The organism is Aminobacter niigataensis, from assembly GCF_014200015.1.
Taxonomy (GTDB): Bacteria; Pseudomonadota; Alphaproteobacteria; order Rhizobiales; family Rhizobiaceae; genus Aminobacter; species Aminobacter niigataensis.
In genome coordinates this window covers 421,507-440,815 of sequence record NZ_JACHOT010000001.1, presented here as the reverse complement: position 1 = coordinate 440,815, position 19,309 = coordinate 421,507, and the positions used below count along the sequence as shown (strand labels likewise).

Here is a 19,309-nt window from a genome sequence, read left to right as displayed (position 1 = left end):
TCGCTGCCATCCCTTAGGAAGCGGCGGCAACATTCTCGCGTAGCAGCCGCTCCGCGGCGGCGCGCGCCTCTTCGGTGATCGTCGCACCCGAGAGCATGCGGGCAATCTCCTCCTGGCGCGCCGGACGGTCCATCTCGTGGATGCCGGTGGCCACCTTGTCGGTGTTGCCCTTCTTGGAGATCAGGAAGTGCGTCGCCGCGCGCGCTGCGACTTGCGGCGCATGCGTGACCGAAAGCACCTGCACACGGTTGGCAAGTCGCGCCAGTCGCTGGCCGATGGCATCGGCCACCGCACCGCCCACGCCGGTGTCGATCTCGTCGAAGACCAGCGTCGGTGCCGAGCCGCGGTCGGCAAGCGCCACCTTGAGCGCGAGCAGGAAGCGCGAAAGCTCGCCGCCAGACGCCACCTTCATCATCGGTCCGGGCCGCGTGCCGGGATTGGTGCGCACCCAGAATTCGACCTGGTCGATGCCTTCCTGCATGCGGTTGTCGGCTTCGCTGGCCATCTCGACGATGAATTCGGCCCGCTCGAGCTTGAGCGCCGGCAGTTCGGCCATGACGGTCTTGCGCAATCCTTCGGCCGCCGTCTTGCGCAGTTCCGACAGGCTGGCAGCGATGCGGTCATAGGCATCTCGCGTGGCCTTCGCCTGCTGCTCCAGCAAGTGCAGCCGCCCCTCGCCCGCATCGAGGTCGGCGAGGTCGGCGACCATCGTGTCGCGCAGCTGCGCCAGGTTGTCGACGGCGACATTGTGCTTGCGGGCCGCGGCGCGCAGCGCAAACAGGCGCTCTTCAGCCTTCTCCAGCCGCTGCGGATCGTACTCGGTGGCCCGAAGTGCGGCATCGACACCCGACTGCGCCGCATCCAGCGAGATCATCGCCTCGTCGAGAGATTTCACCACCTCGTCGAGCAGGCCGGGCACCTCGGCCGACTTGCGCTGCAGGCGGCGCAACAGGCTTGCCAGTTGCGGCAGCGGCGACGACGAGCCGGACAAAACGTCCTGGGCGTCCTGGATTTCGGAAGCGATCTTTTCGACGCGCATCATCGAGGCACGCAGTTCGGCGAGTTCACTTTCCTCGCCCGGTTGCGGGTCGAGCTTCGCCAATTCGGTCACCGAGGCGCGCAGATATTCCGCTTCGCGCGCGGCAGCCTCGACGCGGGCGCGATGGCGCGACAGTTCCTGCTCGGCCGCACGCCAGAGTTTCCAGGCCTCGGCGGTCGCCCTCGCCTCGCCGACATGGCCGCCGAACGAATCGAGCACTTCGCGGTGTGCGCCGCCATCGACCAGCGCGCGGTCGTCGTGCTGGCCGTGGATCTCGACCAGGGCGCGGCCAATGTCGCGCATCAAGGTCACGCTGGAAGGCTGGTCGTTGACGAAGACACGGGTGCGGCCATCGGCGGTCTGCACCCGGCGCAGGATGATGTCACCGTCGTCGTCGATGGCATTGTCGGCGAGCAGCGTCCGCGCCGGATGGTTGCGCGCAACGTCGAAAACGGCCGTCACCTGCCCCTGGGTTGCCCCATGGCGAACGAGCGAGGCATCGCCGCGCGCACCGAGCGCGAGCGACAATGCGTCGAGCAGGATGGATTTGCCGGCGCCGGTTTCACCTGTCAGCACCGACAAGCCCGGCATGAAATCGATGTCCAGCCGTTCGATCAGGACGATATCGCGGATCGACAGGCGCGAGAGCATCTATTGCTGGTCAGGCGCCGGAGAACATCTTCCCGGCCTTGGATATCCATGAGCCGGCATTTTCTCGCGGCTCAAGGCCGCTGGTCTGCAGCAGCTTGTACGAATCCTTGTACCACTGGCTGTCAGGATAGTTCTGGCCGAGCACGGCGGCTGCCGTCTGCGCTTCCGAAGTCAGGCCCATCGCGTAATAGGTCTCGACAAGACGGGCGAGCGCTTCTTCGATGTGGCGCGTGTTCGAGTAGTTCTCGATGACGTTGCGGAAGCGCTTTGCCGAGGCGATGTACTCGCGGCGCTCGAGATAATAACGGCCGATCTGCATTTCCTTGCCGGCGAGCTGGTCGCGGGCGAAACGGATCTTGGCATTGGCATCGTCGACATATTCCGACGCCGGCCAGCGCTGCACGACCTCGGTCATCGCCTCGATGGTGCGGCGGGCTTCCTTCTGATCCTGCGTCACGTCGCGAATCTGACGGAAGTAGCTGAGGCCGATGATGTATTGCGCATAGGCTGCATCGTCGGTCGACGGATAGAGCGCGAGGTAACGCTTGGCCGAATTGATGGCCTCTTCATAGGAGCCCTGGCGATAGCTGGCGAAAGCGCCCATCACCATCGACTTGCGCGCCCACTCGGAATACGGGTGCTGGCGATCGACCGCCTCGAACTTGCGGCTGGCCTCCTTGAGGCGGCCTGCATTGAGGTTGGCGAGGCCCTGATTGTAGAGAACGTCGGCCGGTTCGGTCTGCTCGACATAGGTCGCCAGATCGACATCGGCTTCGCCCGACATGCAGCCGGAGAGCGCAAGCGTCGGAGCGATGAGCGAAAGCGCCACAACCAGAGGCTTCACGCGCAATTTCGATCGATCGGCTCGTATCAATGACATCACAGAGTTTCGCCCCTTTGGCGCTGTTTCGCTTTTAGGCAATGGCCATAGATCACAACTGGCCGTGCCGGGCAACGCTATCGGCCGTCAATCGCGCAATTTTGTGGCAGGTCAAGGCGCATGCCATTTCGCCGGGCGAGTGGTGCAGCCAGGCCACACCACCAATCCGGCGTTTTGCCTTCCGTCAAAGCGTCCAGGGCGCGTGGACTGCGGCGCTGACGGCAATCAGTTCGGCCGAACGGCCGCGCTCGCGGCGCGATGTCTCGACGACCTCGAAGGCGGAACGGTCCGAAAGCAGACGCCGCAGCGCAGCCGCGTTCAGCCGGTGGCCGCCGCGATAGGAGCGGAAGCAGCCGATGAAACGCGCGCCTGCAAGGGCAAGGTCGCCCATCGCGTCGAGCGTCTTGTGCCGCACGAATTCGTTGGAGAAACGCAGGCCTTCGATGTTGATGATCTGGTTGTCGTCGCCGATGACGACGGAATTCTCGAGCGACGAACCGAGCGCGTATCCGGCTGCCCATAAGCGCTCGACATCCTTCATGAAGCCGAAAGTGCGAGCGCGCGAAATCTCGCGGCGGAAAATGTCGTCGTTGATGTCGGATGCGAAGGACTGGCGGCCGATCGCCGGGCTTTCGAAATCGATCTCGACCTCGAATCGCGTGCCGCCATAGGGGCGGAACTCGGCCCACGAGGCGCCGCTTTCGATTCGAACGGGCTTGAGAACGCGGATGTAGCGGCGCTTGACGCCCTGCACTTCGATGCCGACCTGGTCGATGGCCTCGACGAACTGCGCGGCACTGCCGTCCAGAATGGGAATTTCGGCGCCTTCGACCTCGATCAGCAGATTGTCGATACCGAGGCCGAACAGGGCGGCCATCAGGTGTTCGATCGTAGCGACATGCTGGCCGGCTGGGTCGCCGAGCAAGGTGCAAAGATCGGTCGCACCCACTTCTGACACAATTGCGCGGAATTCTCGGTCGACAACCTGAAACACCACGCCCGTATCCGCGTCTGCCGGCGCGAAATGGATGGCTACCGGCTTGCCGCTATGAACGCCAATGCCCGACAGCGTGACACGCGATTTGAGTGTTGTCTGATAATCCTGCAAGTCGATCCCCATATGCCCGTACTCACCACGTCCGCTTCGCCACACCACGGCGCACGGCTCTTATCTTCGCCAGACGGGACCTCATCCCCACGATACCCGCCCAAGCGACCTTAGTCGGCGCGAAGATAGTCTTCCGGATGATAGACTCCAAATCACGGTTTCTTACTCTGTGTAACTGCGGGGACGCCTCGACTCACCCCGTCAAGTCAATGATTTGACTGATCTTTTCAGATCAAAAGGCGGGCGTCGAGACGCCCGCCTTTCAAACAGTGTTACTGCTCGTTCACAGTTCAGTTGGCTTGCCGGCGAAGGAACGCGGGAATCTCCAGCTGATCGTCTTCCTGAGTCCGTGCCTGCGGCGCCAGGCGGCCATGTTCGTCGAGCTGTCCGCGGCGCGGCGCGTAGAGCTGCGATTCCTGGCCGGTCACGCGGCGCTGCTCGGGGGCTGGCTGGCGCAGCTTCGGCTCGCGCGGCTGCGCGGGCTGCAGGCGTGCCGGCTCTTCCTCGCGGCGGGTCAGGCCGCTCGTCAGGCGCTTGAGCAGGCCCATCGGACCGCGGTCCTCGTGGTCTGCCGGCTGGGCCTTGGCTTCCACCTCGGCCTTCACCATCGGCGGGAAGTCCTCGACGCGCGGCATGCGCGGCTGGACCGGTGCCGGCTGCATCATCTGGGGCGCAGCCTGTGGCTGTGCCACCTGCTGCGGAGCCGGCTGATGGAACTGCTGCGGCTGCGGCTGATACTGCTGGGCCTGGGGCTGGGCCGGCGGAGCCTGGAACAGCTTGCTCTGCGGGCGGAACTCTTCACCCTGCGGTGCCGCCGTGCGCGGCTGGGCCATGGCTGCGGCGTTGGTCTCGGCAAGACGGATGGCTTCTGCGACAGGGTCGTTGGTGCGTACTTCCATACGCGGCTGCTCGACCGGTGCCGCCTGCAGTGCAGGACGGGCAGTCTCGACCGGACGCTGGGCCGGCTTGGGCGCCTGGCGGATGGTCAGGGGTGCCGCTGCCATGTCGGCGGCCGACTTGTCGATGCCGGTGGCAACGACCGACACCCGGATGACGCCTTCCAGGTCCTCGTCGAAGGTCGCGCCCAAGATGATGTTGGCGTCCTGGTCGACTTCTTCGCGGATACGGGTCGCGGCTTCGTCGACTTCGAACAGGGTCAGGTCGCGGCCGCCGGTGATCGAGATCAGCAGGCCCTTCGCACCCTTCATCGAGGTCTCGTCGAGCAGCGGGTTGGCGATCGCAGCTTCGGCAGCGGCCATTGCACGGCCCTCGCCCGAGGCTTCGCCCGTACCCATCATGGCCTTGCCCATCTCGCGCATCACCGAACGGACGTCGGCGAAGTCGAGGTTGATCAGGCCTTCCTTGACCATCAGGTCGGTGATGCAGGCGACACCCGAATAGAGCACCTGGTCGGCCATGGCGAAGGCGTCCGCGAAGGTCGTCTTGTCATTGGCGAGGCGGAACAGGTTCTGGTTCGGGATGACGATGAGCGTGTCGACGCACTTCTGCAGCTCTTCGATGCCGTAGTCCGCCGTCTTCATGCGGCGCTGGCCCTCGAAGTGGAACGGCTTGGTGACCACGCCAACGGTCAGGATGCCCTTTTCGCGCGCGGCGCGGGCAACGACGGGTGCTGCACCGGTACCGGTGCCGCCGCCCATGCCCGCGGTGACGAAGCACATGTGGGTGTTCGACAGGTGGTCGATGATCTCGTCGATGCACTCCTCAGCGGCCGCGCGGCCGACTTCCGGCTGCGAACCGGCGCCAAGGCCCTCGGTGACATGCGCGCCGAGCTGGATGAGGCGCTCGGCCTTCGACATGGTCAGCGCCTGGGCGTCGGTGTTGGCCACCACGAACTCGACGCCGCGCAGGCCGGCGGTGATCATGTTGTTGACGGCATTGCCGCCGCCGCCGCCGACACCGAACACGGTGATGCGGGGCTTGAGCTCGGTGATGTCCGGCTTCTGCAGATTGATCGTCATAGTCCTCGTCCTTTTTGCCTTTCAAGCCGCTTCGCCGTGCGGCCGCCAATGGGGCTGTCCCCGTCAATTCCTAAAAACTGTCTCTCAACCACTGACTCATGCGATGCAGTTTTCCGCCAGTTCCCGTTGCCCTGTAACGGGAAATCCCTTTCGCCGAATGGCTCTCGATGCCAGCCATCTGCGGGTAGATCAAAAGCCCGACGGCGGTCGCGAAAGCCGGCCCCTTGGCCGCCTCCGGCAGACCTGCCACGCCGAGCGGGCGGCCGATGCGTACATTGCGGCCGAGAATGCGACGCGCTGCCTCGGGCAGCCCGACGAGCTGGCTGGCCCCGCCCGTCAGGACGACGCGCTTGCCGACGGCATTGCCGTAACCGGACTTGTTGAGCCGGTCGCGCAGCAGTTCCAACGTCTCGTCGATACGGGCGCGGATGATCCGCGTCATCACCGAGCGCGGGATCTGCAGCGGCACTTCGCTGTCATCGACGCCGATCGGCTGGATGCTGATCAGGTCGCGGTCGTCGGTGCTGCCGGGCAAAGCCGAACCATGCATGACCTTGAGACGCTCGGCATCGTCGAGCCGGGTGGAAAGCCCCTTGGCCATGTCCATGGTGACGTGGTTGCCACCGATCGGAATGGCGTCAGCGTGAACGAAGCGGCCTTCGGAGAAGACAGACAAGGTGGTGGTTCCGCCGCCCATGTCGATGCAGGCAGCACCCATTTCGAGCTCGTCGTCGACCAGTGCGGCCAGGCCGCTGGCATAGGGCGTTGCAACCATGTGCTCGACCGACAGGTGCGAGCGGTTGATGCAAAGCTCGAGATTGCGCATCGGCGCCGAATCGCCGGTCAGCACATGCATGTCGACGCCAAGCGTGTCCCCGACCATGCCGCGCGGATCGCGCACGCCGCGTTCGGCATCGAGCGAAAAGGCGACGGGCAGCGAGTGGATGACATCGCGCTCGGCCTTCAGCGCCTGCTTGGCGCCGGCTCCCAGCACGCGCCGGACATCGGCTTCCTCGACCTCGTGGCCGCCGAGATTGATCGTCGCGGTGAACGCCTCGCTCTTGATGCGTCCGGCCGAGAGATTGACGATCAGCGAGTCGGCCGTAAGCCCGGCCATGCGCTCGGCAGCATCGACGGCAAGGCGGATGGCGTGCTCGGCGCGATCGAGATCGACGACCACGCCCGATTTCACCCCTTGCGATTTCTGGTGGCCGATGCCGATCACTTGGGCCTGATGGGTACGCCCCTTGAGAAGTTGGCTGCCTTCGGCTGGCTTCAGCTTGGCCACCACGCAGCAAACCTTGTTCGAACCGACATCGAGCACCGTGAGGATGCCCGAGCGACGCGAAACCGGATCTTTTTGACCGCCAAGCCAGCTCATGTTCTGCTCCCCGCCTTCGCCTTGACGACCTTCGGTTTGGTCTTCAGCGCGTCGGCACGACGCTCGACCGCTTCCGGCGTGAGCTGCACCACCAACCTGTCACCGAAACGCATGTCGACTGCCGAGATGTCACGCGTCAGGATCGCATCGTCGCGATCAAGCGCAGCGAGATCGGCGAGCGCCGCATCGACCTTGTTCTCCGGCAGCTTGACGGTGATGCCGTTGTCGAGGCGCAGGTCCCAGCGTCGTTCGCCGATACGGATATAGCCTCTCACGCGCGACGCCAGCTCCGGAAAGGCCTGGACCTTGGCGACGAAGTCAGCCCCGCGCTCGGCGGCACCGAAACCGATGACCAGCGGCAATGCGACCTGACGGCCACCGGTGAAGGGAGCGATGACCTTGCCGTCCTTTTCGACGACGCTGAGCTGGCTGCCATGCTGCCAGATGGCAAAGGCGTCGCGCTCGTCGACGCGAACTTCGATGGTGTCGGGATAGACCTTGCGGACCGCAGCATCGCGAACCCAAGGCAGGCTGACGATGCGCTCGCGCGCCTCTTCCGGGTTGAAGCCGACCAGCGACGTCCAGCCGTCAAGCTCGAGCTTGTCGAGAATATCGATTTCGGAGGTTTCGCGATTGCCGGAGACCTTGATCTGGTCGACGGCAAAACCGCTGCGGGCGGTGACGCCCTGGACCAGTGCCGGAAAATGGCCGCCGACATAAGCGCCATAGAGCGAGCTCGCGGCAAGAAACGCCGCCGTCAGCATCGACGCGGCATAGGGCGGAGGAGTGAACTCCCCACGCCCGAAGCGCGACAGCATGCGAACCGGCTTGCGCAGCAGCCGCGGCAGCACGAAATGCTCCGCGGACAGGGACAGCCCGAAGACGCGCGGCGTTGCGCCGTTCACCCTCCCGCTATCTCCCGATCTCAACGCAAACACGAAGCGTCCTCCACCATCCAACTCAACAACTCACCAAACGTATGCCCGGCGTGGGCAGCAATCTCAGGCACCAGCGACGTCGGCGTCATGCCGGGTTGCGTATTGACCTCCAGCCAGACGACCTCTCCATTTTCGGAATGGCGGTCGTCGTACCGGAAGTCAGACCGGGAGACGCCCCGGCACCCGATCGCTTGGTGAGCCTTGAGCGCCAGTGTTTGTATTTTTTGGTAAATATTCGGTGAAACTTTCGCGGGGCATTCGTGCTTTGATCCCCCGGCAACATATTTTGAATCATAATCGTAGAAGGCGTGACCGGTCGGGATGATCTCGCAGACGCCGAGCGCGACATCGCCCATGACGGCGCAGGTCAGCTCCCGTCCATGGACGTAGCGCTCGACCATCACCGTATCGCCGTAGCGCCACTCCGAAGACGAGATCACCTGTGGCGGATGCGACTGGTCTTCCTTGACGATGACCACGCCGAAGCTTGAGCCTTCCGCCACCGGCTTGACCACGTAGGGCGGCTTCATCGGATGCTGGTTGCCGATCGCGAAACGATCGAGAACGCGGGATTCAGCAATCGGAATGCCGGCAGCCTTGGCAACCTTCTTCGACTGCTCCTTGTTCATGGCAAGCGCCGACGCCAGCACGCCGGAATGGGTATAGGGAATGCCGAGATATTCGAGGATGCCCTGGATCGTGCCGTCCTCACCGAAGGGGCCATGAAGCGCGTTGAACGCAACATCCGGCCCGAGCTCGGCAAGCACCGCACCGACATCGCGGCCGACATCGACCCGGGTGACCTGATAACCCACCTGCTCGAGCGCATCGGCACAGGCATTTCCAGACGACAGGGATACAGGCCGCTCGGACGAAAACCCGCCCATCAGGACAGCGACATGCTTCGACTTCATCCCCGACAATCCCCTCTCAACTCCGAACACAACGCCTTGTTTCCAAAGACCGAATCACACCTGTCCGGAAGTTGACCCTCCGGATGAAAACGCGGTTTACGCGTCACGCGACTCAAATCAGGAAACGCTTTAGGTCAGAGAATCAGAGACTTGATTCCGTGGCAAGTGCCGATTGAAAGTCATTGCGATTTCGTGACCTCGGGCGAATCCCGAGAACACTTGGATGGCAGCGGCGGAAGGCGAAAATCGGGCAGTAAAAAGCCCTCGATGCACGGCGCAGCGAGGGCTGAAATGATCGTCGTGGCCGGCCCCTGGACCTGCTCCTCTAGAGCATTTGCCCAAGAAACTCCTGCACTTCGCGGCCGGACTTGAACTGACCGATGCGCTTGATTTCCCAGTGCAGGCGGATGCCCGCATTCTCGAGCACGCGGCTGCGCACCGTCTCGCCAAGATATTCGAGGTCGTAACCGGTCGCATTGCCCGTATTGATCATGAAGTTGCAGTGCATCGGCGACATCTGCGCGCCGCCGATCATCAGGCCGCGGCAGCCGGCATTGTCGATTTCCTTCCAGGCCGAGGTACCCTCGGGATTCTTGAAGGTCGAGCCGCCGGTCTTTTCGCGGATCGGCTGCACCGTCTCGCGATGATGCTGGACCGCGTCCATGGCCGCCTTGATGGCGTCCTTGTCTTCCGCATACCCCTCGAAGGTCGCCGAAGTGAAGATCAGGTCGGCAGCCGCAGACGAGTGGCGATAGCTGTAGCCCATGTCGGCATTGGACAGCACATGCAGGTTGCCCTGGCGGTCGAGTGCGCGCACGTCGACGACCCGCTCCCGCGTCTCGACGCCGTTGGCGCCCGCGTTCATGCGCAAGGCGCCGCCGATGGCACCGGGGATGCCGTGGTAGAAATGGAAGCCGCCAATGCCGTTGTCATGCGCAAGGGCTGCGACGCGCTTGTCGGGCGTTGCCGTCCCTGCCCTGATTCCGGTCGGCGAGATCGCCTCGGCCTCGCCGAACCCCTTGGCCGAAAGCCGTACGACGAAACCGGGAATGCCGCCTTCGCGCACCAGAAGGTTGGAGCCGATGCCGACGACCATCACCGGAATCTCTTCCGGCACCGCCTTCAGGAAGGCGGCAAGATCTTCCTCGTCGGCCGGCTGGAACAGCGCCTGGGCCAGGCCGCCGGCGCGAAACCAGGTGATCTTTTCCATTTCGGCGCTGGGCGTGATGCGTCCGCGCAACCCGGAAAGGCGATCGCCAAGCTTTTCGATCAGCGCTTCGCCACCCGTCACGACCCGCCTCCGGCGAGTTCGTTCGGCAGTGCATAGGCCCATTGCGTGATGTTGCCGGCGCCGAGATAGACGACGAAATCGCCCGGCTTGGCCAGTTCGCGCACGACAGGCGCCACGGCAGCGGCGCCTTCGATATGACGGGCGTCGCGATGGCCGCCGGCGCGGATGCGCGCGGTCAGCGTCTCGGAATTGACGCCCTCGATAGGATCTTCCCCGGCCGCATAGACAGGTGCGACCATCACGGTGTCGGCGTCGTTGAAGCAGGCCGAGAAATCGTCGAACAGGTCGCGCAGGCGGGTGAAGCGGTGCGGTTGGGCAATGGCGATGACGCGGCCCTTGGTAGCTTCGCGCGCCGCGCTGAGCACGGCCTTGATCTCGACCGGATGGTGGCCGTAGTCGTCGAACACCTCGACGCCGTTCCAGGTGCCGGTATGGGTGAAGCGGCGCTTGACGCCACCGAAGGACGACAGCCCGCTCTTCACTGCCTCGGCGGAGATTCCCAGTTCGGTAGCGACCGCGATGGCAGCCGTGGCGTTGGAGACGTTGTGGCGCCCCGGCATCGGCAGGCGCAGGCCCTCGATGGTGGTCGACGACGCCGACTTGCGGTTGCGGATGACCACGTCGAAGACCGACACCGCGCCGTCCATGTGGTGATTGGTGAAGCGCACGTCGGCCTGGGCGTTTTCGCCATAGGTGATGACGCGGCGGTCCTCGATATGGCTGACCAGCGCCTGCACTTCAGGATGATCGGTGCACATCACGCCAAAGCCGTAGAACGGCACGTTCTCGACGAACTGGCGGAACGCCTCGCGCACCTTGTCGAAGGTGCCGTAGTGGTCAAGATGCTCGGGATCGATGTTGGTGACGACGGCGACGTCAGCCGGCAGCTTGAGGAAGGTGCCGTCGCTCTCGTCGGCTTCGACAACCATCCACTCGCCCTCGCCCATGCGGGCGTTGGTGCCATAGGCATTGATGATGCCGCCATTGATGACCGTCGGGTCGAGCCCGCCGGCGTCGAGCAGCGTCGCCACCATCGACGTGGTGGTGGTCTTGCCGTGCGTGCCGCCGATGGCGACCGCATTGCGGAAGCGCATCAGTTCGGCCAGCATCTCGGCGCGCCGCACGACAGGCAACAGCTTCTCGCGCGCCGCCATCAGTTCCGGATTGGTTTTCTTGATCGCCGTCGAAACGACAATCACCTCGGCGTCGCCAAGGTTCTCGGCCTTATGACCGACGAAGCATTCGATGCCCTTTTCGCGCAGGCGCTGCACGTTGGCGCTCTCGGACTGGTCCGAGCCCTGCACCTTGTAGCCGAGATTGTGCAGCACCTCGGCGATGCCGCTCATGCCGATGCCGCCAATGCCGATGAAATGCACGAGGCCGATCGTCTGCGGCATCTTCATGGCCGCACTCCCTTCCTGAATTCCGCAACGGGTATTTTCGACGCAATAGCCTCTGCGAGGTCGGCGAGCAACCGTGTGGCGTCTGCTTTGCCGACTGACTTTGCGGCAGTTGCCATGGCGGCCATGCGCGCGGGGTCGTCCATGGCGCCCCCAATGAGCCCGGCGATCCGCTCGATGGAAAGCGTCGACTGCGGGTGAACTTCGCCGCCGCCGGCCGCCGCCAGGCGCGCCGCGTTTGCGGCCTGGTCGTGGTCGAGCGCATGCGGGTACGGCACCAGAAGTGCCGGACGGCCGATGACCGCGATCTCCGAGACAGTCGATGCTCCCGAGCGCGACATCACCAGATGGGCAGCGGCCATGCGCTGCGCCATGTCGTTGAAGAATGGCGACACGTCGGCCGCGATGCCGAGCCTGGCATAGGCCGCCTTGACCTTGTCGGCATCCTCGACGCGGGCCTGCTGGGTGATGCGCAGGCGCTTGCGCAGCACTTCGGGCAGCAGGGCTATGGCGCCGGGCACCGCATCGGAGAAGAACTGCGCGCCCTGGCTGCCGCCGAAGACCAGAAGATTGAACTGGTCCGAGCCGCCGGACGCAACATAAGGGGTCTTCGACGCTTCGATCACGGCTGGCCGCACCGGATTGCCGGTAACGACGATCTTGGCGCTGTTGGCGCCGGAGTTCTCCGGCAGGAAGCCGCCCGCGATCGCATCGACCCTGTTCGCCAGCGCCTTGTTGGCGCGGCCCATCACGGCGTTCTGTTCGTGCACCATGGCCGGCACGCCGCGGCGGGTCGCGGCATAGAGCGGCGGCAGCGTCGGATAGCCGCCGAAGCCGATGACCACGGAAGGCTTGATCTTGGCGATCACCTGCGAGGCCTGGCGCACGCCGCGCCAGATGCTCCAGAACGCCCTCATCAGCGCAATCGGGTTCTTCGAGCCGATCGTCGACGAGGAAATCGGATGAATGGCTGTGGCCGGAAACTTGCCGGCGAAACGTTCGGCGCGGTCGTCGGTGGCAAGATGCACCTGCCAGCCGCGCGCCGTCAGTTCATGCGCCAGCGCCTCGGCCGGAAAGAGATGGCCGCCGGTACCCCCGGCGGCAAGCATGACAGTCCCCTTGGCCATGTTATTCCGCCGGCACTGCGTGCCGCGGCATGGCGGAGAATCCGGTCGGCCTGAGCTTCTCGGGCTTCTTGCGGGTCAGAGCCAGCACCATGCCCATGGAGATGGCGATGGCGATAAGCGACGAGCCGCCATACGAGATGAACGGCAGCGTCATGCCCTTGGCCGGCATCAGCTGCAGGTTCACGCTCATGTTGATGATCGACTGGAAGCCGAACACCACGACAAGACCGGCAACCGCGTAGCGGGTGAAGTCGTCATGTTCCTTCAGTGCGGTACGCAGGCCGCGCAGCACGATGAAGGCGAAGATCGACATGATGATCAGGAGCAGCACGATGCCGAACTCCTCGCCCGCCACCGAGAAGACGAAGTCGGCGTGGCTGTCGGGGATGACCCGCTTGACCATGCCCTCGCCCGGTCCGACGCCGAACCAGCCGCCGCTGATGATCGCTTCGCGGCCCATGTCGACCTGGAACGTGTCGCCCTCGCCGGTGAGGAAGCGATCGATACGGCCCGCCACGTGCGGGAACACAGTGTAGGCAGCAAAGCCGCCGCCGAGGCCGACGGCACCAAGGGTGATGATCCAGAACCACGACATGCCGGCCATGAAGAACATCACGCCCCAGGTACCGAGAACGAGGATCGTCTGGCCGAAGTCCGGCTGCGCCATCAACAGCGCCAGGACCACGCCGAGCAGGATCATCGCAAACAGATTGCCGGGGATGTCTGGATGGCGCTCGTGCTGGGCGAGCAGCCAGGCAGAGATGACGACAAAGGCCGGCTTGAGGAATTCCGACGGCTGGATCGAGAGGCCGGCCAGCGAGAGCCAGCGTCGGGCACCCTTGACCTCGACGCCGACGAACAGCACCGCAACCATCATCACCAGCATGATGCAGAGCATGACCAGCGCCACGCGCCTGATCTGCCGGGTATCGAGGAACGACACCGCGATCATCACTGCCAGCGCCGGGATCGTGAAGATGATCTGGCGCGTGGCGAAGTGGAAGCTGCCGAGCCCGATGCGTTCGGCGACAGCCGGGCTTGCGGCGAATGAAAGCACGATGCCCAGTCCCATCAGCGACAGGAATGCCGCGAGGAACCATCGATCGACCGTCCACCACCACAGGGCGACGGGACTTCTGTCGAGACGGCTGGCCATTATCTTGCCCCTCCGATAGCGCTCACGCCATCAATAGCATTCACAGCTTGCCTGAAGGCTTCGCCGCGAATCTCGAAGTTCTTGAACTGGTCGAAGCTGGCGCAGGCCGGCGACAGCAGCACCACCGCCTCGCTCGAGTCGTCCCTAGCTGCATCCTCGGCCGCATGTTCGACGGCTGCGGCCAGCGTGCCCGAAATCTCGTAAGGCACAGCCTCGCCCAGCGTCGCGGAGAATGCCGGAGCAGCCTCGCCGATCAGATAGGCCCGGGCGATGCGCGGAAACAGGCTGCGCAGCGGCTCGATGCCGCCTTCCTTGGGCAGGCCGCCGGCGATCCAGTAGATGCGCGGGAAGCTCGACAGCGCAGGTGCGGCGGCGTCCGCATTGGTCGCCTTGGAATCGTTGACGAACAGCACATGGCCCTTGCGTGCGACCTGCTCCATGCGATGGGCAAGGCCGGGGAAGGATTCGAGGCCCGCCTGGATCTCACCGAGATCGAGCCCGACCTTGAGGCAGGCCACTACAGCAGCAAGTGCATTCTGGGCGTTGTGCTGGCCACGCAGCGAGCCGATGCCTTCCAGGAAGGCGATGCGGCTGTAGCGGCCGTCGGCCGCCTCCATCAGATCGGTACCATCGGCGAAATAGCCATCGGTCAGCGGCAGCCGCTTGGAGATGCGCACGACGTTCTTGCCGGCCCGCTCGAGCCGGTCGGCGATCTGGGCGCAATAGACGTCGTCGACGCCGATGATAGCGGTATCGCTGCCGGCCACCAGCCGCTCCTTGATCGAGGCGTAGTGCTGCATCGTGCCATGACGGTCGAGATGATCCGGCGTCAGGTTGAGCAGGACGCCCGCCGTCGGGTTGATCGAAGGCGCAAGGTCGATCTGGTACGACGAGCACTCGACGACGTAGTGACGATCCGGCTGCGGCGGATCGAGCGTCATGACGGCGCGGCCTATGTTGCCGCCCATCTGCGTGTCGCGTCCGGCCGACTGCAGGATATGCGCCGTCAGCGCTGTCGTCGTCGACTTGCCGTTGGTACCGGTGATGGCGATGAAGGGCGCAGCCGATGCCGTAGCGATGCGCTCGCGGGCGAACAGTTCGATGTCGCCGATCACCTCGACGCCGGCGCCGCGCGCCAGTTCCACCGTCCAGTGCGGCTTGGGATGCGTCAGCGGCACGCCCGGCGACAGCACGAAGGACGATATGCCTGCCCACTCGGCGCCGCGCAGATCGCCCGTGGCGATGCCTTCTGCAGCGGCCTTTGCCACGCTTTCGGGATTGTCGTCCCAGGCCAGCACCTCTGCCCCGCCTTCCGCCAGCGCGCGCGCAGTGGCGATCCCCGAGCCGCCGAGGCCGAAGAGCGCTACTCGCTTTCCCTGAAATGAGGTGGCGGGGATCATGATGGCCTCAGCGCAGCTTGAGGGTGGAAAGACCGATCAGCGCCAGGATGACGGCGATGATCCAGAAGCGGATGACGACCTGACTTTCGGTCCAGCCAAGTTTTTCGAAGTGATGGTGGATCGGGGCCATCAGGAACACCCGCTTGCCGGTCATCTTGAAGAAGCCGACCTGGATGATGACCGACAGCGCCTCCATGACGAACAGGCCGCCGACGATCGCCATGACGATCTCGTGCTTGGTGGCGACCGCGACCGTACCGATCAGGCCGCCGAGTGCCAGCGAACCGGTGTCGCCCATGAAGATGGCCGCCGGCGGCGCGTTGAACCAGAGGAAGCCGAGGCCAGCACCAATGACAGCACCCAGGATGACGGCGAGTTCGCCGGTGCCTGGCACGAAATGGATCTGCAGGTATTCAGCGAAGACCGCGTTGCCCGAGAGATAGGCGATGACGCCGAACGAGGCCGCGGCGATCATGATCGGAACGATGGCGAGGCCGTCGAGACCGTCTGTCAGGTTCACCGCATTGCCCGCGCCAACGATGACGAAGCAGGCGAACGGGATGAAGAACCAGCCGAGGTTGAGCAGGAAGTCCTTGATGAACGGGAAGGTCAGCGACGACGAGAACGGCGCCTGGCCGTTGTGCATGATGATCCATGCGGCGATGGCGGCAATGACGAACTCGATGCCGAGACGCGCCTTGCCGGATAGGCCCAGATGCGACTGCTTGGTTACCTTGAGATAGTCGTCATAGAAGCCGATGGCGCCGAAGCCGAGCGTGACGAACAGCACCACCCAGACATAGACGGAGGTGATATTGGCCCAAAGCAGCGTCGAGCCGATGATACCGCACAGGATCATCAGGCCGCCCATGGTCGGCGTGCCGGCCTTCTTGAAGTGCGTCTGCGGGCCGTCGGCGCGGATCGGCTGGCCCTTGCCCTGCCTCAGGCGCAGGGCGTTGATGATCGCCGGGCCGAAGATGAAGACGATCAGCGCCGAGGTGATCAGCGCGCCGCCGGTGCGGAAGGTGATGTAGCGGAAGACGTTGAAAAACGACACCTTGTCCGCAAAGTCGACAAGCAAAGTTAGCATGCGTATCCGTCCCCCGAGACCCCGTCAGGTCGCTGTGGTGTTGCCGGCATGCGCCGGGAATGTCTTGACGAGCGCGTCGACGAGCCTGGAAAAACCAATGCCCTTCGACGACTTGATCATGACGGCGTCGCCGGGCTGAAGCGTCTGCAAAAGGACAGCCTTCAACTCTTCGACACCGGTGCGATATTCCGCCCTGAACCCCTCGGGCAGCGTATCGGCAAGCGCCTTCATTTCGGGTCCCGCCATCAGCACCATGTCGGTCCTCGTCGAGCCGATCAGCTCGGCGAGCCCGGCATGCAGCTTGGCCGAATGGCTGCCGAGCTCAAGCATGTCGCCGAGCACGGCGATCCGCCGGCCGGCACCATGGATCGGCGTTGCATCGAGCAATTCGATCGCCGCCTTCATCGAGGCCGGATTGGCGTTGTAGCTCTCGTCGATCAGGGTGATCGGGCCGTTGGGCAGGAGCAGGACATGGCGCTGGCCGCGGCCGCTCTCGGCCGACATCGAGGCAAGTTCCGTAGCGACAGTCGGCACGTCAGCGCCGCAGAGATGGGCGGCACCAAGCACGGCGAGCGCGTTCTGCACGATGTGTCGGCCCGGCGCGCCGATGCGAGCGGGCACGTCGCGGCCGCCGATGCGCGCCACGATCATCGAATGGTCGGCCTCGAGCGTGCATTTCAGCAGCCGGAAGTTGGCGCGGGCGTTTTCGCCATAGCTCATCACGTTGTCGATGCCGGCGGCGCGGGCGAATTTCTCCAGCAGCTTGAAGCGGCCGTCGTCGCGGTTGAGCAGCACCGCCCCACCCGGCTCGACGCCTTCGAAGATTTCGGCCTTGGCCTTGGCGATCTCGTCGAGATTGCGGAAGAAACCGAGATGGGCGGCGGCAATCAGCGTCACGACGGCGATATGAGGCCGGACCATGCGCACGAGAGGGCTGATCTCGCCCGGATGGTTCATGCCGATCTCGAAGACCGCATAGTCGCAATCCTCCGGCATCCGCGCCAGCGTCAGTGGCACGCCCCAATGGTTGTTGAAGGAAGCAGCCGAAGCATGCACCTTGCCGACCGACGAGAGTGCGTGGCGCAGCGCTTCCTTGGTCGAGGTCTTTCCGACCGAGCCGGTGACGGCGATGATGCGCGCCCGCGAGCGGGTCCGCGCCGCAATGCCAACCTTTACAAGGGCTGCGAGCACATCGGGCACGACGATCATCGGCGCGCTCAGACGCCCGAGCGCCGGCAGCTTGCCTTCGGCAACTACAAGCAGGCCAGCGCCTGCTTTGATGGCGGCGGTGGCGAAGTCGTGGCCATCCATCGTATCGCCTTTGATGGCGAAGAAGGCTTCGCCAGGCTTCAGGCTGCGGCTGTCTATGGATATGCCCGATATGCCTTCAGGCATCTGGCCGAAGGGACGGCCGCCTGTCGCCTCGACAAGTGCCTCGGAAGTCCACAGCAGGCTCATGCCGAACTCCGGGCGAGCGCGTTGCGCACTTCCTCATGATCGGAGAAATGCAGCGTTTCCGCGCCGATCGTCTGACCTTCCTCGTGGCCCTTGCCGGCAACGATCAGCGTGTCGCCTGCATGGAGCATGCTCACCGCCTCGTGGATGGCCTGCCTGCGGTCGCCGATCTCGATGGCGCCCGGTGCCGCCGCCATGATTGCGGCGCGGATGGTTTCGGGCACTTCCGAGCGCGGGTTGTCGTCGGTGACGATGGTGACGTCGGCCAGTCGCGTGGCGATTTCGCCCATGATCGGACGTTTGCCGCGGTCGCGGTCGCCGCCGCAGCCGAAAACGACGATGACACGGCCTGTCGTGAACGGCCGAACCGCCGCCAGGACATTTTCCAGTGCATCTGGCTTGTGGGCGTAGTCGACGTAGACGGGCGCACCGGCAGCCGTCGTGCCGACCAGATCGAGGCGGCCTGGCGCGCCTTCAAGATATTCCAGTGCCCCGAGCGCCTTGGCGACATCGGTTCCGGTGGCAATCGCAAGACCGGCGGCTACAAGCGAATTGGCGACCTGGAAATCGCCGGCCAGCGGCAGGTCGATCTCGTAGATGACGCCATCGCATTCGATCTCGGCGCGCTGCCGGTGGCGTTCGTGTTCGACCCGCTTGAGGCTGAGGAAATCGCCATGGCGGCCGACGGTAAGTACCTTGAGGCCGGCAGCACGCGCCGCAGCGATGGTCGGCTGTGACCACGGATCGTCGGCGAAGACGACCGCCGGAGCGCCCTTCGGCAGCAGCGCATCGAACAGGCGCAGCTTGGCGCGGTGATACTCCTCGACCGTCGGATGGTAGTCCATGTGGTCGCGGCCGAGATTGGTGAAACCGCCGGCGGCCAGCCGCACGCCGTCGAGGCGGCGCTGGTCGAGACCATGGCTCGACGCTTCCATCGAGGCATGAGTCACGCCGGCGTCCGCGAGTTCGGCAAGCAGCTTGTGCAACGCGACCGGGTCCGGAGTAGTCAGCTGTCCGTATTCGTTGCGGCCGGGCGCCACCACACCTGTCGTGCCGATGCTTGCGGCGGCATAGCCGGCATGCGTCCAGATCTGTCGCGCGAACGCTGCCACCGAAGTCTTGCCGCTGGTGCCTGTCACCGCAACCATGGTTTCTGGCTGGCGGCCGTAGAATTTGGCGGCAGCCAGCGCCAATGCCTGGCGCGGATCATCGACAGATATCACTGGCACGCCGGCCGAGCCGAGCTGGGCCCCCTTGGCAGCGATGACGGCAACGGCGCCGCGCCTTGCGGCATCGCCGGCATAGGCGGCCCCGTCGGCCTTGCTTCCGGAGACGGCAAAAAACAGCGTTCCTGGCGTCACCTGCCGCGAATCCGACGAAACTCCACTCACCTCGACATCTCTGGGCAGAACCCCATCGACGGGCAGGATACCGGCAAGGTCAATCAGTTTCATCGAGTTCCGTTCGCTACATACAAAGCGGCGCGCCGCCGGCGCGCCT

15 protein-coding genes are annotated in these 19,309 nt (G+C 64.6%); all 15 read right to left on the bottom strand.

What is annotated here, in order from left to right; translation table 11 throughout:
* Positions 1-13: 13 nt before the first annotated feature.
* The 15 genes from recN to GGQ99_RS02110 all read right to left on the bottom strand — a co-directional run bounded on the left by recN (position 14) and on the right by GGQ99_RS02110 (position 19,263).
* The gene (recN, locus tag GGQ99_RS02180) at positions 14-1,690 is read right to left on the bottom strand and encodes a DNA repair protein RecN (protein ID WP_183260375.1); all 1,677 of its coding nucleotides are present in this window, start codon (positions 1,688-1,690) and stop codon (positions 14-16) included.
* A 10-nt stretch (positions 1,691-1,700) separates the two neighbouring features.
* Complete coding sequence (locus GGQ99_RS02175) at positions 1,701-2,570, bottom strand: outer membrane protein assembly factor BamD (RefSeq protein WP_183260373.1); 870 nt, start codon at positions 2,568-2,570, stop codon at positions 1,701-1,703.
* A gap of 184 nt (positions 2,571-2,754) precedes the next feature.
* Positions 2,755-3,690 carry a UDP-3-O-acyl-N-acetylglucosamine deacetylase gene (lpxC, locus tag GGQ99_RS02170; protein WP_183260371.1) on the bottom strand — a complete coding sequence of 312 codons (936 nt, stop codon included), beginning with the start codon at positions 3,688-3,690 and terminating at the stop codon, positions 2,755-2,757.
* 278 nt (positions 3,691-3,968) lie between these two features.
* Positions 3,969-5,657 (bottom strand): cell division protein FtsZ, encoded by a 1,689-nt coding sequence (ftsZ, locus tag GGQ99_RS02165; protein WP_183260369.1) that lies wholly within the window; start codon positions 5,655-5,657, stop codon positions 3,969-3,971.
* Between the two features lie 70 nt (positions 5,658-5,727).
* On the bottom strand, positions 5,728-7,038 hold the full coding sequence (gene ftsA, locus GGQ99_RS02160) for a cell division protein FtsA (RefSeq protein WP_108607632.1): 1,311 nt from the start codon (positions 7,036-7,038) through the stop codon (positions 5,728-5,730).
* Positions 7,035-7,976, bottom strand: coding sequence for a cell division protein FtsQ/DivIB (locus GGQ99_RS02155; RefSeq protein WP_183260367.1), 942 nt, complete (start codon positions 7,974-7,976; stop codon positions 7,035-7,037). Before GGQ99_RS02155 ends, ftsA begins: the two co-directional genes overlap by 4 nt.
* Positions 7,964-8,890, bottom strand: coding sequence for a D-alanine--D-alanine ligase (locus tag GGQ99_RS02150; protein WP_183260366.1), 927 nt, complete (start codon positions 8,888-8,890; stop codon positions 7,964-7,966). Before GGQ99_RS02150 ends, GGQ99_RS02155 begins: the two co-directional genes overlap by 13 nt.
* A 325-nt stretch (positions 8,891-9,215) precedes the next feature.
* Positions 9,216-10,181, bottom strand: coding sequence for a UDP-N-acetylmuramate dehydrogenase (gene murB, locus GGQ99_RS02145; protein WP_108607629.1), 966 nt, complete (start codon positions 10,179-10,181; stop codon positions 9,216-9,218).
* Positions 10,178-11,584 (bottom strand): UDP-N-acetylmuramate--L-alanine ligase, encoded by a 1,407-nt coding sequence (murC, locus tag GGQ99_RS02140; protein WP_183260364.1) that lies wholly within the window; start codon positions 11,582-11,584, stop codon positions 10,178-10,180. Before murC ends, murB begins: the two co-directional genes overlap by 4 nt.
* On the bottom strand, positions 11,581-12,708 hold the full coding sequence (gene murG / locus GGQ99_RS02135; RefSeq protein ID WP_183260362.1) for an undecaprenyldiphospho-muramoylpentapeptide beta-N-acetylglucosaminyltransferase: 1,128 nt from the start codon (positions 12,706-12,708) through the stop codon (positions 11,581-11,583). The genes murC and murG overlap by 4 nt, the downstream gene beginning before the upstream one ends.
* A gap of 1 nt (position 12,709) precedes the next feature.
* Positions 12,710-13,864, bottom strand: a complete 1,155-nt coding sequence (ftsW, locus tag GGQ99_RS02130) for a putative lipid II flippase FtsW (RefSeq protein WP_183260359.1) — start codon at positions 13,862-13,864, stop codon at positions 12,710-12,712.
* Positions 13,864-15,264 (bottom strand): UDP-N-acetylmuramoyl-L-alanine--D-glutamate ligase, encoded by a 1,401-nt coding sequence (murD, locus tag GGQ99_RS02125; RefSeq protein ID WP_183260357.1) that lies wholly within the window; start codon positions 15,262-15,264, stop codon positions 13,864-13,866. The genes ftsW and murD overlap by 1 nt, the downstream gene beginning before the upstream one ends.
* 7 nt (positions 15,265-15,271) lie before the next feature.
* Positions 15,272-16,354 (bottom strand): phospho-N-acetylmuramoyl-pentapeptide-transferase, encoded by a 1,083-nt coding sequence (mraY, locus tag GGQ99_RS02120; protein ID WP_108607624.1) that lies wholly within the window; start codon positions 16,352-16,354, stop codon positions 15,272-15,274.
* Between the two features lie 24 nt (positions 16,355-16,378).
* Complete coding sequence (locus GGQ99_RS02115; protein WP_183260356.1) at positions 16,379-17,812, bottom strand: UDP-N-acetylmuramoylalanyl-D-glutamyl-2,6-diaminopimelate--D-alanyl-D-alanine ligase; 1,434 nt, start codon at positions 17,810-17,812, stop codon at positions 16,379-16,381.
* Entirely contained in the window at positions 17,809-19,263 is a 1,455-nt protein-coding gene (locus tag GGQ99_RS02110) for a UDP-N-acetylmuramoyl-L-alanyl-D-glutamate--2,6-diaminopimelate ligase (RefSeq protein ID WP_183260354.1), read from the bottom strand. The genes GGQ99_RS02115 and GGQ99_RS02110 overlap by 4 nt, the downstream gene beginning before the upstream one ends.
* Between the last annotated feature and the right edge of the window lie 46 nt (positions 19,264-19,309).

Bases quoted from the DNA above. Each gene is read 5' to 3' on its own strand.
- GGQ99_RS02110 (WP_183260354.1), bottom strand. From the start codon at position 19,263: ATGAAACTGATTGACCTTGCCGGTATCCTGCCCGTCGATGGGGTTCTG.
- GGQ99_RS02175 (WP_183260373.1), bottom strand. From the start codon at position 2,570: ATGTCATTGATACGAGCCGATCGATCGAAATTGCGCGTGAAGCCTCTG.
- ftsW (WP_183260359.1), bottom strand. From the start codon at position 13,864: ATGGCCAGCCGTCTCGACAGAAGTCCCGTCGCCCTGTGGTGGTGGACG.
- lpxC (WP_183260371.1), bottom strand. From the start codon at position 3,690: ATGGGGATCGACTTGCAGGATTATCAGACAACACTCAAATCGCGTGTC.
- ftsA (WP_108607632.1), bottom strand. From the start codon at position 7,038: ATGAGCTGGCTTGGCGGTCAAAAAGATCCGGTTTCGCGTCGCTCGGGC.
- murD (WP_183260357.1), bottom strand. From the start codon at position 15,264: ATGATCCCCGCCACCTCATTTCAGGGAAAGCGAGTAGCGCTCTTCGGC.
- murG (WP_183260362.1), bottom strand. From the start codon at position 12,708: ATGGCCAAGGGGACTGTCATGCTTGCCGCCGGGGGTACCGGCGGCCAT.
- recN (WP_183260375.1), bottom strand. From the start codon at position 1,690: ATGCTCTCGCGCCTGTCGATCCGCGATATCGTCCTGATCGAACGGCTG.
- murC (WP_183260364.1), bottom strand. From the start codon at position 11,584: ATGAAGATGCCGCAGACGATCGGCCTCGTGCATTTCATCGGCATTGGC.
- GGQ99_RS02115 (WP_183260356.1), bottom strand. From the start codon at position 17,812: ATGAGCCTGCTGTGGACTTCCGAGGCACTTGTCGAGGCGACAGGCGGC.
- GGQ99_RS02150 (WP_183260366.1), bottom strand. From the start codon at position 8,890: ATGAAGTCGAAGCATGTCGCTGTCCTGATGGGCGGGTTTTCGTCCGAG.
- ftsZ (WP_183260369.1), bottom strand. From the start codon at position 5,657: ATGACGATCAATCTGCAGAAGCCGGACATCACCGAGCTCAAGCCCCGC.
- mraY (WP_108607624.1), bottom strand. From the start codon at position 16,354: ATGCTAACTTTGCTTGTCGACTTTGCGGACAAGGTGTCGTTTTTCAAC.